The following is a 14737-nucleotide window of genomic DNA, read 5'->3' on the forward strand; positions in this document are numbered from 1 at the left end:
TTCGCTCTATAACCGATACGGTGAACCGTATCATAAGTAGTGCGAAATTTGGGACAATCGCTTAGGGCGTGTCTTCAAATTCAAGCTAACCATAAAACAATGGCAGCCAGCGATAAAAAAGCAGAGAATGAAGTCGCCAATTTATCATAATGTGTCGCCAGCCTGCGATAATTTTTCAGCTTGTTAAACAAGCCTTCGACTAAATGTCGTTCCTTGTACATCCACCAGTCGGTATCTCGTTGAATCGTGCGGTGTTTTCGGCTTGGAATCACGGCGATGGCCTGCTTTTGATCCAGCAGGCTTAAAATCCGATCCGTATCGTATCCGCGATTCGCAAGCACGAGTTTGCCTTGCAGATTTGTAGCGGCCAGCATTTCGTAACCGATGGTGCAATCCGCCTGGTTTCCTGGCGTCAATCGAAAACAAAGCGGATTGCCAAGCGCATCGACGAAGGCATGGATCTTAGTGGTCAATCCACCGCGCGATCGTCCGATGGCTTGCTTGAAGCGCCCCCTTTTGCGCCGACTGCATGTTGATGGACTCGCACATGCGTGGCGTCGATCATTCGGCTTTCTTCATCCGGTTCATCGGCGAGGTGTTCCAAAATCCGGTCAAAAAGTCCACGTTCTTGCCAGCGTCTAAAACGCGTATGGACGGATTTCCAAGAGCCATAACAGGCCGGAAGGTCGCGCCACGGAGCGCCGGAACGATTGATCCAGAGCATGGCGTTCACCTTGCTCCGGTTGTCATGAGCCGGTCTTCCTTTCTTCCCGGTTCGCTCGGGTGGCAGCAGCTGGACAATACGTTCCCATTGGTCGTCACGAAGTTCATATCGATTATTAGTTTCCATACTCGAATCTTACCCAAAGTTACGATGCGTTATTTTGAAGACACGCCCTAGTATTTCAATCTTATTATTTATTGAATCGGATTTTCGAATCATCAATCTTCCCCGGCTATCACCCAACCATATGACTAGACATGCTTTTTTCATATGGCAGGAATCCCTTCCCCTCATGTTATACTCATTAGAATAAAAAGCAGAAGGAGAACCACACTATGATCCCTTTCCGACACGACCATGTAGGCAGCTTTTTGCGTCCGGCGAACTTAACGCAGGCGCGCGAACAATATAAATCGGGCAGCATCACGCATGAGGAATTAAAAGCGGTGGAAGATCAGGAAATTATCCGGATCATCGAAAAGCAGAAGGAAAACGGCGTGCTCGCGGTTACGGATGGCGAACTGCGCCGGAGCTGGTGGCATTTCGACTTCTTGGGCGGTCTGGACGGCGTCGAGCTGTACGAGCAAATCGACGGTCCGAAATTCCACAATATGCAGACACGCAAAGGCGGCATTCGCGTGATCGGCCAAGTCGATTTCTCGACGCATCCTTTTGTAGAGGATTTCAAGTTCGTACAGAAGCATGCAGGCGACGCGGTGGCAAAACAGACTATTCCGAGCCCGAACATGCTTGTGTATCGCTTGGAGAATGGCGCCAATATTTATACGGACCGCGAGCAGTTCCTTCAGGACACGATTGAGGCGTACCAAAAAGCGATTCAAGCTTTCTATGACGCGGGCTGCCGCTACCTGCAGTTGGACGATACCGCCTGGGCGGACCTCTTCTCGGAAGCCGGTCATGACAAGCTGCGCGCCAAAGGTCTGGAACCGGCGGAAGAGCTGAAAACGATGCAGCGCATGATCAACGAATCTTTGGCGAACAAACCGGCCGACCTCGTGGTAACCATGCACATTTGCCGCGGCAACTACAAATCCAACTTTTTCTCGACGGGCGGTTACGACTACGCTTCCGAGGTGATCTTCGGCGGCTTGGACGTAGACGGATTGTTCCTGGAATTCGACGACGAACGCTCCGGCAGTTTCGAGTCGTTGAAGCATGTGAATCGCAAAGATCTGAAGATCGTGCTGGGTCTGCTTACTTCCAAAACGGGCGAGTTGGAAAACAAAGAACAGATCAAAGCCCGGATTGCCGAAGCGGCCGCGTATGTCCCTCTGGAGCAGCTGTGCTTGAGCCCGCAGTGCGGATTCTCGTCGACGGAAGAAGGCAATATTCTGACGGAAGACGAGCAGTGGCGGAAGCTGCGTTACGTGAAGGAAATCGCGGAAGAAGTTTGGAGTTAAAATCGTTTCAAATTAATCATAGGATTACGTTCTTCTGAAACGCGCACGGTTCTAGGGCGATTCAGAAGGACGTAACCTTTCAGCTGTTGAAACGATCAATCCATCTAAATCACGGAGGGGATATAAAATGACCATTCAAGCCAACCAAGAGGCCGTTACCATTGAAGCGTTTATTAACGGTCAGCATGTAGAATCCCTTTCCCAGTCCGCCAAAGAGAATCCGACTAACCCAGCTGAGATCGTCGGCTACTTCCCGGTCACGACCAAAGAGCAGGCCGTCGAAGCGATCGAAGCGGCGGCACAAGCTTTTCAAACGTGGAAAAAAACCGATATCGAAGAGCGCGTGACGAGAATGCGCAGAGCGATCGGGAAGATCAGAGCCGCCGAGAACGAAATCGTGCATCTGCTGTCCCGAGAGCACGGCAAGCCGCTGTATGACGCGCACGGCGAAATTTACGTTTCGTTGATGTGGATGGAGTTTGCCTGCAATGAAGCGGCATCGGCTCTTCAAGCCCAGGTCACCGAACATGAGGGCGGCAAAACGATTCTTGCTTACGATCCGATCGGCGTAGTGGCCGCGATCAGCCCGTGGAACTATCCGATTGCGCTGTCTACGATCAAGATCGCTCCGGCTCTGCTGGCAGGCAACACGATCGTGCTGAAGCCAAGTCCGTATGCGCCGCTGGCGGCAGCGAAGGTGGCCGAGATTATCGCGAGCGAGTTCCCGGCGGGCGTGATCAACGTGATTCATGGCGATGCGGACGTGGGCGTTGAACTGACCACGAATCCTCACGTGACCAAAATCGCTTTTACCGGCGGAACCGAAACAGCCAAGCGTATTATCCGGGCGGCTTCGGACACGATCAAGGATATGACGCTTGAGCTTGGCGGCAATGACGCGGCGATTTTCTTGGAGAGCTTTGACGTCAACGATGAGCGCGCCATGCGCCGGATTGTCGTTTCCAATTTCCTGACGACCGGTCAGATCTGCATGATCGCCAAACGCGTGTATGTGCACCGTTCGATTTATGAGGCGTTTGTGGAAAAATATATCGAGGCGGCTAATCGTTGGATTCGTATCGGCGATCCTTTTGATCCCGACACGACGGTAGGTCCGGTCAACAACCTGAAGCAGAAAGATTACGTGCTGGGTTTGGTCGAAGATGCCAAGCAGCGCGGGGCCAAGGTTATTCCTCTCGGCACAATCTTGGATCAGAAGGTGTTCGACCAAGGATACTACCTGCAGCCTACGCTTGTGTTGGGCTGCGATGTACATGATCCGATCGTCGTGGAAGAACAGTTCGGTCCTACGGTTCCGATTCTACCTTTTGACGACGAAGAGCAGGTGGTTCGTCTCCACAATGAAAGCATCTATGGCTTGACGAGTTCCGTCTGGGGGAACGAAGAGAATGCGATCTCCGTGGCGCGTCAGCTCGAAGCCGGAACGACGATGATCAATACGGCTGCCGTGCAGGGGCTGGACGTCCGCTTTCCGTTTGGCGGCTTCAAGCAGTCCGGGATCGGCCGCGAGTACGGCGCGGAAGGCATCCGCACGTATACCGAACAGCATGTGATCAATGTGCCGAAGATGCTGGATCTTCCTTATATCCCGGAATAAACACGGTAGAGGCTGTTTCGGAATCCTGCTTTTGCAATTCACCTCCACGTCATGTAAAATGACTCGATGGGAAAAATAGGAGAGGAGTGGGGATATGAGTTGGAAACGGAAGACTTGCATGCAGTCGACTTGGACAATTTCATATTTCCATTCCATCAGAACACTAAAGCATTTATTGCTTTAGTGTTTTTATTTTATGGGGGTGTAATCATTGTCCAGGTACAAAAGGGTTCTTGTTAAGCTAAGTGGTGGAGCCGTAGCAGGAAGCTCCGAATTTGGTTTTGAGCCGGAACGATTAAACCATATTGCGGATGAAATCATGTCAGTCGTAAACTTGGGCGTTGAAGTATCGTTAGTTATCGGCGGAGGCAACATCTTCAGAGGGAATATGGCGGAGAGCTGGGGAATCGAGAGGGCGGAAGCCGATAACATCGGGACGCTTGCGACTGTAGTAAACAGTTTAATGCTTCGCGGAGTGCTTAAAGCCAAGACCCAAAAAGAAGTACGGGTCATGACGGCAATACCGGCGACTTCAGTTGCAGAACCCTACATCCGTCTAAGAGCCATCCACCATCTGGAAAAAGGGTATATTGTCATTTTCGCAGGAGGGAACGGTCAACCTTATGTGACGACAGACTACCCTTCGGTTCAAAGAGCCATCGAGGTTAATTGCGACGCTTTACTCGTTGCGAAGCAAGGTATCGACGGGGTTCTGAATGCGGATCCCAAATTTGATAAAGAAGCCAGGAAATTTCGTTCGCTTCATTACAACGACGTTTTACTGCACAACTTAAAGGTCATGGACCAATCCGCTTTTATTTTGGCAAGGGACTACAATCTGCCTATGCATGTGTTCAACTTCGATCAACCGGGTTCGATGAAAGAGATTTGCGAAGGCAAAAATAACGGTACGATTATTAGCAGCGAGTCCGTTTTGGAGTTGGAATGAAATCGATACGGAGCGAAAAGAAAATCCTTCTTTGTAATAAACTCGGTGTTACGCCTGCAATCGAGGGCTTAGATATTATCATTCGCGCTGCGGCGTATCTCGGTGAAGGTCGAACCACTGCAGACAAGGAGTACACATGAACAAAGGATTTCAGATCGATACAGAGGGGAATCGGCGTCAGACGCTGAAGGAAGTAAAACAAGCGGCACTTAAAGCTCTGGGGGCATACGAAGTTGACTGGAATTCGATCCACTTCATTCAATTATCCGAACACGGTACTTTTCGTATAGAAGGAAGCAGTGGCGATAAGTTTCTGCTGCGCATTCACCCGGCGAGCAAACCGCGCGAAGAAGCTCTCTCCGAACTGGAATGGTTGTCGGCACTGCAGCGCAAGGGGCTGGCTTTGTCCGACTCCGTACCGAACCGCGAAGGAGCGTTCATCACGGATGTCGCGATGACCGGCAGGCAGACGTTTTATGCGACGCTGTTGAACTGGACAGAAGGAGATCAGCTAGGAAGAGGAGAACATACCGAGGAATCTATCCGGAAAATGGGAACGATGATGGCTCACCTGCATGCGGGAAGTCTTGATTTTAGTCCATCCGCCGGTTTTTCCCGCCCGACTTGGGACCGCCGGAGCTTTCAGAAAGACTGGGCTCATCTGCAGGCGAATCGCAAGCCTTTTATTTCGGATCCGGATTTTAAGAGGTACACCTTGGCATTCGCCAAAGCGGCAGCACATATCGCGACGTTCGCAATACATGAACACAACTATGGGATCATCCATGCCGACTTACATATGGGCAACGTCATTTTTCAGAATAACGAACCTTATCCGATCGATTTCGGCAGATGCGGGTTCGGCTATCATCTATACGACATAACGCAGGCGATTATGGGGCTGCATCCGCCGCAGAGGGCTTTTTTCATTGAAGGATATAGCGTGGTGAGAAAGTTGGAAGACGACGCCGTTTCGAAACTTGAGAGCTTTCTGGTCATCGCGATCATCGAGGCGTACAGCTTCTATGCGGAGAGTGCGTCGGACACGGAAATGTTAATTGAAGATCAGCCTTTCGCACAAGCGATATTGAAGTCTTATTTGGAGGGCGAGCCCTTTCTGTTCTGCTAAGCAAAAAATTCAAAAACCTCAAAACGCTACTGACATGATGTTGTCAGCAGCGTTTGTTTATGATTGAACCTGTTCCCGCACAACTCATCGATAAAAACAAAGTGTGCCACGGTTGTGCCAAACAGCCGAACTTATCCGCAAATCGCAGAAAGGATGATGGTTTATGAATTTCGCATCTGTACGCATCATCACGGACGATGTAGACGGTCTGGCCGAGTTTTATGAAAAGGTCACGGGAATCGCGGCGGAGCGGCCTGCGCCCGTATTCGCCGAAATCGTTATGCCTTCGGGCACGCTGGCTATCGGTCACTCTCAGACCGCGCAGCTATTCGGAGCCGATTCCGCGGTAGCCGCCTCCAATCGCACGGTGATCATCGAGCTTCGCGTAGAAGACATCGAAGCGGAGTATGCGCGTCTCAAGCCGTGGGTCGATCAATGGGTGCAGGAACCGACGACCATGCCGTGGGGGAACCGGTCGATGCTGCTGCGCGATCCGGACGGCAATCTGATTAATCTGTTCGAGCCGGTCAGCGAGGCCGCGATCGAACGGTTCAGAGACCGGTAACCGGATCATCCACAACGACAATCCTTTCGACAAAAAGTCCGACGGTTTGCAGCAATTTCTAACGCAGCGGATGCCGGACATCCTCTTGTCGCCGAGATCCACGATGCCCGGGATATTAGATTAAACGTTCTCTGCACGTTAAAAGGCACCCGGCCGGGTGCCTTTTAATTTGGCGTTTCACGCCCTACCCTGTTCGTTCAACCTTACTTTTATCTGGGTCAAGGTACTCCCATTACTCCGGCTGCATTTTCGCTGACTTGCCGCCTTTACGTCGGTCACCCAGTACCTTTTCCGTAACATGCACATTGAAAAAATGAATGATCGGTCCGAGTCCGAACATGGACACCAGCGTCCCGAGCCCGATAATGCCTCCGAACAGGAAGCAGATCAGCGCGCAGAGAGCGTCCGTGAACATGCGATGCCAGAAATAGCCGACTCGCGGGAAGCGGTCTCTCATGATCAGCGACAGACAATCGTAAGGCGCGATGCCGACGTTGGACGTCTGATACAGGGACACGCCGAAACTGCAGACGACGACGCCAACCGCTACCGTGATTACGCGCTGCCACAGCAGGTGGGGTTCGCCCGGCATGTCGATCCAGATGTTATAAAAAAACGTAACGATGTAGCCCAGAAATACGGCGTTGACCACGGTGCCGATTCCGATAAACCGTCGTCCCGCGATCAGCTGGATCACGAACAAAGACAGGTTGAGCAGGATCAGAAATCGGGCATATTCGATCCCGCTCGTATCCGCAAGGGCCATCACCATGCCGCTGAAAGGATCGTTCCCCAAGCCGGACAGCTTGAAAATGCTAATTCCCATACCCAGAAAAATATTGCCGACCCACATACTCATCAATCGCCTTGGCTCTGCCAGCGTAGTAAGGAAGCTTTTCATATGAACCGTCCTAAAGTCAGATTGTCGTGCATTGTCATGCTGCCTCGCGCAAACGACGCCGTCATTATAGCACAGTTCGCGCAGTCGGGCTGTGCCTTCCTGTGCACGGACCGAACGCTCAAATCCCGATTCTCTTCTCCACAAACGCCAGATATTTCGGATCGTCTTCCATGAAAACGTCAATCCCGCCGCCCATATAAGCCCGGGTCAGCTCGTCGGCTGCTTTTTCCAAGTCCGCCTGCTCGTAGTAGAGCTGTCCCAGCCGAAGATGGATATACGGATTGCCCAATCCTTTCGGACACTGTACGGCATTGAAGAAGCACTTGAACGCCTTGTCGACATTTTGCGTCCGATAGTGGATATCTCCGATCGCGACATAGATCCAGGTGGCCGCTTCCCATTCCCGAGGAGGGTCGGGCAGTAAGCGGAGAGCGGAGATGTAGCTTTGCTTGGCTGCATCCAGATCGCCTGCCTGCCGCAAATCGTCGCCCTGCCGGCATAGATCCTGAATCGCGGAATATACGGAATCCGGGAGCTGCATCGCCATCCTCCTTTTTGGTACAAGATATAAAAAGTTTAACCGGCTTTCACGTCTATTCCTAGATTGAAGGAGGAAGAGAAATGAAGGATAACAATTATTACGATACCATCACGACGCCGAAGGGCGGCACCCTATACCTTCAACCCATTCCTATTCTCCTACAAACCAATTGTACTTCTTCCCTATCAATGGTACTCTGAAGAGTGGTAAACACAATCCCCAGGCTCAGACAGACCTCCCTAAAAATAATCACCACTTCAGCTATCAAGAAAGGTAACACTATGATAAAAGTTGAAAACTTATCGTTCTCTTTTCCGCAAAAAGAGCTGTACAGCAATATCTCGTTCACGCTCGAAGAAGGTCAGCACTGCGCGTTTATCGGGACAAGCGGCAGCGGCAAAAGCACGCTGATCGAGATCCTGATGGACCCGGAAAAACATTTGTTCGAAGGCAAGCTTGAGATCGATCCGGGCTCTACGATCGGGTATGTAAGCCAGTTCTCGCAGGTGGACAAAAGCCGCCCGATGACCGTGTTCGAATATATCGGCGAAGCGTTCATCAAGGTGCAGGACGAAATCACGGCGATTTATGCGGAGATGGCGACGTCGTCGGATCTCGATGCGCTGATGGAAAAATCCCAATCGGCGTTGGATGCTTTTGAAGCGATGGACGGAGACAATTTCGAGAACACGATCAACAAGCAGCTGAATCTGGCCAATCTCATGAAACTTAGAGATGCGGACGTATCGGCGCTCAGCGGCGGCGAATTCAAGCTCGTGCAGGTCATGAAGGAAATGCTTCTTCGTCCGGACCTGCTGATCATGGACGAACCGGACGTCTTCCTGGATTTCGAGAACCTCAATGCGCTCAAGCAGCTGATCAACGCGCACAAAGGCATGCTGCTCGTGGTGACGCACAACCGCTACCTGCTCAATCACTGCTTCAACAAGATCATCCACCTCGAGAACACGGAACTGCAGGAGTTTGACGGGCGTTATATCGACTACAACTTCTACCTGCTTCAGACCAAGATCGAGCTGCAGGAGATCACGGTGGCCGAAGCGGAGGAAATCGCGCGGTATGACGGTATTATCGACAATCTGCGCGAGATCGCCACGTACAATTCGGAAGCTTCGCGCGGCCGGGCGCTCAAAGCGCGGGTTCGGTTCCAGGAGAGACTGGAAGCGCGCCGTCTCAAAGAGCCGTTCGTCGATATCAAGCAGCCGAATATCCGGTTGGGCATGGACGAAGCGCCGGAAGAGACGGTCTTGGTCAACGTGGAAGACTACAGCGTCTCCTTTGACGAGCTGCTGCTCGAACACGTGACCTTCGAGATCAAATCGACGGACAAGATCGCACTGATCGGGCCGAACGGCACCGGCAAGACAACGCTGCTGCGTGATATTTTCCGTAACGCGAACCCGGCGATTCAGGTCAGCGGCGACGCCAAACCGGCCTATCTCTCCCAGCTGCAGGGCGAGACGCTTCAGGATTCCAATACAATTCTGAACGAATTCATCGAAGCCGGCTTCAAGACGTACGACGAGATCCGGGCGCATCTGCTTGAATACGGATTCGAAGGCGAGATTCTGGAGCAGCAGATACAATCGCTGTCGGGCGGCGAGAAGAACATGCTGCAGTTGGCGAAAGCCGCGGGCAGCCATGCCAATCTGCTGCTGCTGGACGAACCGACAAGCCACCTGGACCTCTATTCGCAGATCGCGCTGGATCAGGCCATTCAGGACTACAAAGGCGCGATCCTCATGATCTCCCACGATTTCTATTCGGTCGTTAACGGGATGGATTACGTGCTGATCATTGACGGCAAAACGATTCGTAAAATGACGATGCGCAAATTCAGACAGATGATCTACAAACGTCATTTCGATCGGGGCTATCTGGAAGCGGAGCAAAGCAAGAAGGCGGTTGAGCTGAAGATCGAACTGGCGTTGAAAAACAAAAACTTCGAACTGGCGAAAAGTCTGGTCGACGAACTGGAAGGTATTATTAAGCTGCTTTAGTCCGGTTCGCGAGGCGCCGGCACATTCCCAGGCACGTGCGGACTTCTGCGGCGAAGCAGGGGGCCGCGACCGGAACATATCCGGGAGCGGATTAGCGTTAAAAAACGTAAGGCGGGACCTCTTATAAAAGAGGTCCCGCCTTCAACGTGTCGAGAAAGTCTAATTCAAAGTGAAGCGAATAGGCGGAAGGAGAAATTCGGTGTAGGAACGATAGTGTTCGCCTTTGAAATCGGAGAAACTCTGCTAAAATTCAATCCTTTTCCCCGATTTCAACACGCGACCGGAACGAATTTCTCCTGCAGCCGTTAGGCTTCTAAAGCGAATAGGACTTTCTCGACAGCCTGAAGGCGAGACCTCTTATAAAAGAGGTCTCGCCTTTTTGATTCATTCTCGAATCCGGTTCGTTCGTTTACTCCAGATGGGCCACGGCGCTTACTTCCACCCACTGCTCCGGAAGAGCCAGATACGTTACTCCGATCATGCTCCCTGCCGGACGGTGTTCCGCGACGTATTCTTTGAAAATCTCGATCGCGTGCTCTCCATGCTCTTGTGCATTGGTCAGATAGATTTCGACATAAGCCAGGTTGGATTTGGTTGCTCCGAATTCTTTTAATACCGTATCCAGGTTCTCCAGCGTCTGCCGCATCTGCGCTTGAATATCGCCCGTTCCGACAAATTCGCCTGCCGCGTTATGCGCGAACTGCCCGGAGATGTACAGCGTATTGCCTGCGCGGTAGCCCTGCGAAATCCCGTGATCCCATAGGCTGTGGTTGTATGTTTGAATAGTTGTCATCATGTTCGCCCCTTTACTTGAAAGTAAGGCTAGTATAAACTGGGCGAAAATAAAAGAGTAGTACGCACAAAGAAGTAGGGTACTATCAGAAAGGGTAGTGTAAGCATGAGCATCTCCGACTTGAAAGGGAAGGAAACGGTCATCGGGGACACGCCGTTCGGCTATACGCTGTCCGTGATCGGCGGAAAGTGGAAGATGGCGATTCTCTACGTGCTGGCAGCCAATCAGCCGGTTCGTTTCAACGAGATGCAGCGGCAGCTCGGGTCGGTCACTTATAAAGTCCTCAGCGCGCAGCTCAAAGAATTGGAAGCGGACGGACTGGTGCAGCGCAAAGAGTATCCGCAGGTTCCGCCCAAAGTGGAGTATTCGTTGATGCCGAAAGGACAGACTCTGCTGCCCGTGCTGGAGCAGCTGTGCGAATGGGGCGTGCAGAATCGATAGCTTCGGCGCAGGCCACAAGAAAAAGACACCGAGATGTATGCCTCGGTGTCTTTTTGCTGCGCGGATTGCTTCGGTCAGATTTGGGCCACGCCGCCATCGACGAACAGTTCGATGCCGTTCACGTAGCTGCTTTCCTCCGAAGCCAGGAACATTGCCGCACTGGCAATCTCCTCCGTCGTGCCCAAGCGGCTCATCGGAACGACATCCTGCACCGATGCCGGGACTCCATCCGGCGCTTCGCCAAACAGATCCGTATACGCGGGAGTATGAACGAAGCTGGGGCTCAGCACATTAAGCCGGATGCCCGTGCCTTTCAGATCCGAGATCCAATTCCTCGCCATCTGACGAAGAGCCGCTTTGGTCCCTCCGTAGACGCTGAATCCCGGATCCCCGAGCGTTCCCGCCGTCGAGCCGGTCAAGATGATGCTTCCGGTCTTCTTCCGTACTAAACTTGTTGGATAATCGGTTGAGAAAATGCAGCACTTTGCCGCGCAGATCTCGATTTTCCTATATCCATAACGTCAGCGGAATTTAAAGGATTGATAAAAAGTTGGGCAAAGGGATGGTGAGTTTTGTCTTTTATACTGGGTTTGTGGGGAAGCACCCAATATACGAAGGGAGCGTTTATCTTGAAAAGAAGTGTATTTGCCTTTTTACAAGGGACGGGCCGCTTTTTTTGTAGGAGAGCCGATCTTCGAAGCCGCAAAGTAAAGTATCACGTTTCCTTTTTTACGGCCGGTTTCCACATAGGTCTGGGCATCCGCAAGCTGCTCCAACGGATAGCGGCGATCAATCACCGCGTTCAGGACTCCCTCTTGCGTAAGCTGCATCAGAAACTCCAAATTCGCTTTGTTTTGCATCAGACCGGCGGTCGCGAAAATAACCTTTCTGCCGGGAAAGAGGGCCGTTCGCAGCATATGCAGCAGGGTGGACGGCTTGAGTGCGGTAGTCAGATATAGGCCCCGTTTCGTCAGTACGCGCCGGCATGCGGAGAAAGAGCTTTTGCCTACCGCATCGAAAATAACATCGTAAACGCGGTCCGTTTTCGTGAAGTCTTCCCGGTGATAATCGATCACCAAGTCCGCTCCCGCTTGCCTGACCAGATCCCCGCTGCCGGCCGAGCAGACTCCGGTGACTTGGGCGCCGTAATATTTCGCCAGCTGCACCGCATAGATGCCTACCGCGCCCGAAGCGCCGTTAATCAGTACGCGTTGTCCTTTTTGCAGGCGGGCCTTGTCTCTTAGAAAGATCAGGGCTGTGGCACCCCCGTCGCAGACGCCAACCGCTTCTTCAAAAGAAACGCTGCCCGGGATAAGCGCGACGGAACTTTTTTCGGCCAGACCTTTGTATTCCGCATACGCGCCGAAATTTCGGGGACTTGTTCCGACTACGCGATCTCCGGCTTTGAAGTGTTCGACTTCAAGGCCGACCGCGGCGACCACGCCGGCCAGTTCCGTTCCGCCTACGGCGAATTTGGGCCGCGACCAGCCGTACATCAGTTTGATTATCCACGGGTCGCCTTGACGGAACGCGCAGTTCGCCGGCCCGACCGTGGCAGCCTGCACATGGATCAGAATTTCTTGGTTTCCGGGTTCGGGAACGTCGAGCTCCTCCAGAACGATCACTTCCGGCGAACCGTACGCATGTTGGACCATGGCTCTCATCGGTGTGCCTCCTACGATTCAGTATCTCCGCCCGTGACTTGAAGCGCTGACTGTAGGATAGCCGGAAAAGGAAGGGATGGCATTGACTTTCATCAAGAGAGGAGGGGAGAGTTTCGATTTATCCCTCTTGCTCTCTATATTTGTACGTACATATTCGGATGAATCCCAGAAAAACACCTTGATTTGAGCAGAAAAGAGGGTGAATAGCTTGGTTTTTGTCTGTTTAGCGAATGATATTGACAGATGTACGTACAAGAAAATATACTAGAGGTATCATTTTGAAACCGTATTCTTTTGTGGATCGGAAGACGTGCGTACAGCAAGCCGCGTGAATAAGAGAGGGGATAGTTGTCATTATGAACCAAGTGGACGTGCAAGCGGCGATCACCGGCGGACAGACTTCGCTCGGTATCGAATTCGGATCGACCCGGATCAAGGCGGTCCTGATCGATTCGAAGTTCGAGACGATCGCTTCGGGAAGTTACGAATGGGAGAATCAGTTGAAGGACGGCTATTGGACGTATGACCGCGAGGTTATTCTGACAGGCCTGCAGACCGCTTATCGCGAGATGAAGCAGGAGGTACAGAAGCAGTACGGAGTGACGCTGAATACGGTGGGTGCGATCGGCTTCTCGGCCATGATGCACGGCTATATGGCGTTCGACCAGGCGGGCGATCTGCTGGTACCGTTCCGGACCTGGCGCAACGCGACGACAGGAGTGGCGGCCAAGGAACTGACGGAGCTGTTCCAATTCAATATTCCCGAGCGCTGGAGTATTGCCCATCTGTATCAGGCGATCTTGAACGGGGAATCCCACGTATCGAATATCGATTACGTGACGACGCTCGCCGGCTATATCCACTGGCTGCTGACCGGCGACAAAGTGATCGGAATCGGCGACGCTTCCGGTGTCTTCCCGATCGAAGAATCAAGCCATACCTACCATCCGGCGATGGTGGAACAGTTCGACGAATTGATCGCGGCCAAGAGCTATCCATGGACGCTCTCGCAGGTGCTGCCGCAGGTGCTGCGCTCCGGCGAACAAGCCGGCGCGCTGACCGCGGAAGGCGCGAAGCTGCTCGACCCGGACGGGGATCTGCAGGCCGGTATTCCGCTCTGTCCGCCGGAAGGCGACGCGGGCACGGGCATGGTGGCGACGAACAGCGTGAAGAAGCGGACGGGCAACGTGTCGGTCGGCACTTCGGTGTTTGCGATGATCGTGCTGGAACGGGAATTGTCCAAGCTCTATCCGGAGATCGACATGGTGACGACGCCGGACGGCAGTCCGGTCGGCATGGTGCATGCCAACAACTGTTCCAGCGATCTCAACGCCTGGATGGGACTGTTCCGCGAGTTTGCCGCGGCGATGGGTTACGAAGCGGATTCCGGCAAGCTGTTCGGCGTCCTGCTGAACAAAGCGCTCGAAGCCGATCCGGACGGAGGCGGCCTGCTGAGCTACGGCTATCTGTCGGGCGAGAATATCACGGGGCTTGAGCAGGGCCGCCCGCTGTTCGTACGTTCGCCGGAAAGTAATTTCACGCTGGCGAACTTCATGCGGACGCATCTGTTTACGGCGTTCGGGGCGCTCAAGCTCGGGATGGACATTCTGACGGAAAACGAACAGGTCGCGATCGACAGCATTCTCGGTCACGGCGGATTGTTTAAGACGCCGGTCGTGGGCCAGCGGATGCTGGCCGCCGCGCTCAACGTGCCGATTTCGGTCATGTCGACCGCCGGCGAAGGCGGAGCATGGGGCATGGCGCTGCTCGCTTCCTACATGACGGACCGCGAAGCGGGAGAGAGCCTGGAGCATTTCCTGGGCGAAAAAGTGTTCAAAAACGTCGAAGGCGAAGAAATTTCGCCGGATGCCTCGGATGTCGAAGGGTTCCGGACGTTCATCAAACGCTATCAGGCCGGTCTTGCTATCGAGCAGGCGGCTGTCGACCATCTTAACTAGAACGGGAGTGAC

Annotated in this window: 14 protein-coding genes; 8 read left to right on the plus strand and 6 right to left on the minus strand. The window is 52.9% G+C overall.

Annotated features, from left to right (window positions below):
• Positions 1–80 precede the first annotated feature (80 nt).
• A protein-coding gene (locus tag HOP44_RS15550) for an IS5 family transposase (protein ID WP_246369853.1) occupies positions 81–850 on the minus strand; the annotation gives its coding sequence in 2 pieces (ribosomal slippage) (positions 81–500 and positions 503–850; 768 coding nt in all).
• 209 nt (positions 851–1059) lie between these two features.
• Here HOP44_RS15550 and HOP44_RS15555 point away from each other — a divergent pair.
• The 5 genes from HOP44_RS15555 to HOP44_RS15575 all read left to right on the plus strand — a co-directional run bounded on the left by HOP44_RS15555 (position 1060) and on the right by HOP44_RS15575 (position 6406).
• The gene (locus HOP44_RS15555) at positions 1060–2145 is read left to right on the plus strand and encodes a 5-methyltetrahydropteroyltriglutamate--homocysteine S-methyltransferase (RefSeq protein WP_172254934.1); all 1086 of its coding nucleotides are present in this window, start codon (positions 1060–1062) and stop codon (positions 2143–2145) included.
• 127 nt (positions 2146–2272) lie between these two features.
• Positions 2273–3763, plus strand: coding sequence for an aldehyde dehydrogenase family protein (locus HOP44_RS15560; protein ID WP_172254936.1), 1491 nt, complete (start codon positions 2273–2275; stop codon positions 3761–3763).
• 211 nt (positions 3764–3974) lie between these two features.
• A complete protein-coding gene (gene pyrH / locus HOP44_RS15565; protein ID WP_172254938.1) occupies positions 3975–4712 on the plus strand; it encodes a UMP kinase in 738 nt (245 codons plus the stop codon).
• A 136-nt stretch (positions 4713–4848) separates the two neighbouring features.
• Positions 4849–5841 carry a phosphotransferase enzyme family protein gene (locus HOP44_RS15570; protein ID WP_172254940.1) on the plus strand — a complete coding sequence of 331 codons (993 nt, stop codon included), beginning with the start codon at positions 4849–4851 and terminating at the stop codon, positions 5839–5841.
• A gap of 163 nt (positions 5842–6004) precedes the next feature.
• Entirely contained in the window at positions 6005–6406 is a 402-nt protein-coding gene (locus HOP44_RS15575; protein WP_172254942.1) for a VOC family protein, read from the plus strand.
• Between the two features lie 232 nt (positions 6407–6638).
• Here the strand turns inward: HOP44_RS15575 and HOP44_RS15580 are convergent, their stop codons facing one another.
• Complete coding sequence (locus HOP44_RS15580; RefSeq protein ID WP_172254944.1) at positions 6639–7307, minus strand: YczE/YyaS/YitT family protein; 669 nt, start codon at positions 7305–7307, stop codon at positions 6639–6641.
• Positions 7308–7425: 118 nt separating this feature from the next.
• The gene (locus HOP44_RS15585; RefSeq protein WP_172254946.1) at positions 7426–7848 is read right to left on the minus strand and encodes a tetratricopeptide repeat protein; all 423 of its coding nucleotides are present in this window, start codon (positions 7846–7848) and stop codon (positions 7426–7428) included.
• 281 nt (positions 7849–8129) lie between these two features.
• On the opposite strand from HOP44_RS15585, the gene HOP44_RS15590 reads away from it, so the two are divergent.
• Positions 8130–9869 (plus strand): ABC-F family ATP-binding cassette domain-containing protein, encoded by a 1740-nt coding sequence (locus HOP44_RS15590; RefSeq protein ID WP_172254948.1) that lies wholly within the window; start codon positions 8130–8132, stop codon positions 9867–9869.
• A 409-nt stretch (positions 9870–10278) separates the two neighbouring features.
• Here HOP44_RS15590 and HOP44_RS15595 read toward each other — a convergent pair whose 3' ends face one another.
• A complete protein-coding gene (locus HOP44_RS15595) occupies positions 10279–10662 on the minus strand; it encodes a RidA family protein (RefSeq protein WP_172254950.1) in 384 nt (127 codons plus the stop codon).
• A 105-nt stretch (positions 10663–10767) separates the two neighbouring features.
• Between HOP44_RS15595 and HOP44_RS15600 the strand changes: the two genes are divergently transcribed.
• Positions 10768–11103, plus strand: a complete 336-nt coding sequence (locus tag HOP44_RS15600) for a winged helix-turn-helix transcriptional regulator (RefSeq protein ID WP_172254952.1) — start codon at positions 10768–10770, stop codon at positions 11101–11103.
• 74 nt (positions 11104–11177) lie between these two features.
• Here HOP44_RS15600 and HOP44_RS15605 read toward each other — a convergent pair whose 3' ends face one another.
• Positions 11178–11522, minus strand: a complete 345-nt coding sequence (locus HOP44_RS15605; protein WP_425501884.1) for an SDR family oxidoreductase — start codon at positions 11520–11522, stop codon at positions 11178–11180.
• Between the two features lie 234 nt (positions 11523–11756).
• Positions 11757–12767 (minus strand): NAD(P)-dependent alcohol dehydrogenase, encoded by a 1011-nt coding sequence (locus HOP44_RS15610; RefSeq protein ID WP_172254954.1) that lies wholly within the window; start codon positions 12765–12767, stop codon positions 11757–11759.
• Positions 12768–13123: 356 nt separating this feature from the next.
• On the opposite strand from HOP44_RS15610, the gene HOP44_RS15615 reads away from it, so the two are divergent.
• Positions 13124–14725: a xylulokinase gene (locus HOP44_RS15615; RefSeq protein WP_172254956.1), complete on the plus strand. Its 1602-nt coding sequence runs from the start codon at positions 13124–13126 to the stop codon at positions 14723–14725.
• Positions 14726–14737 lie beyond the last annotated feature (12 nt).

The sequence above is a fragment of the Saccharibacillus deserti genome (assembly GCF_013618475.1).
In the GTDB taxonomy this organism is placed as follows: domain Bacteria; phylum Bacillota; class Bacilli; order Paenibacillales; family Paenibacillaceae; genus Saccharibacillus; species Saccharibacillus deserti.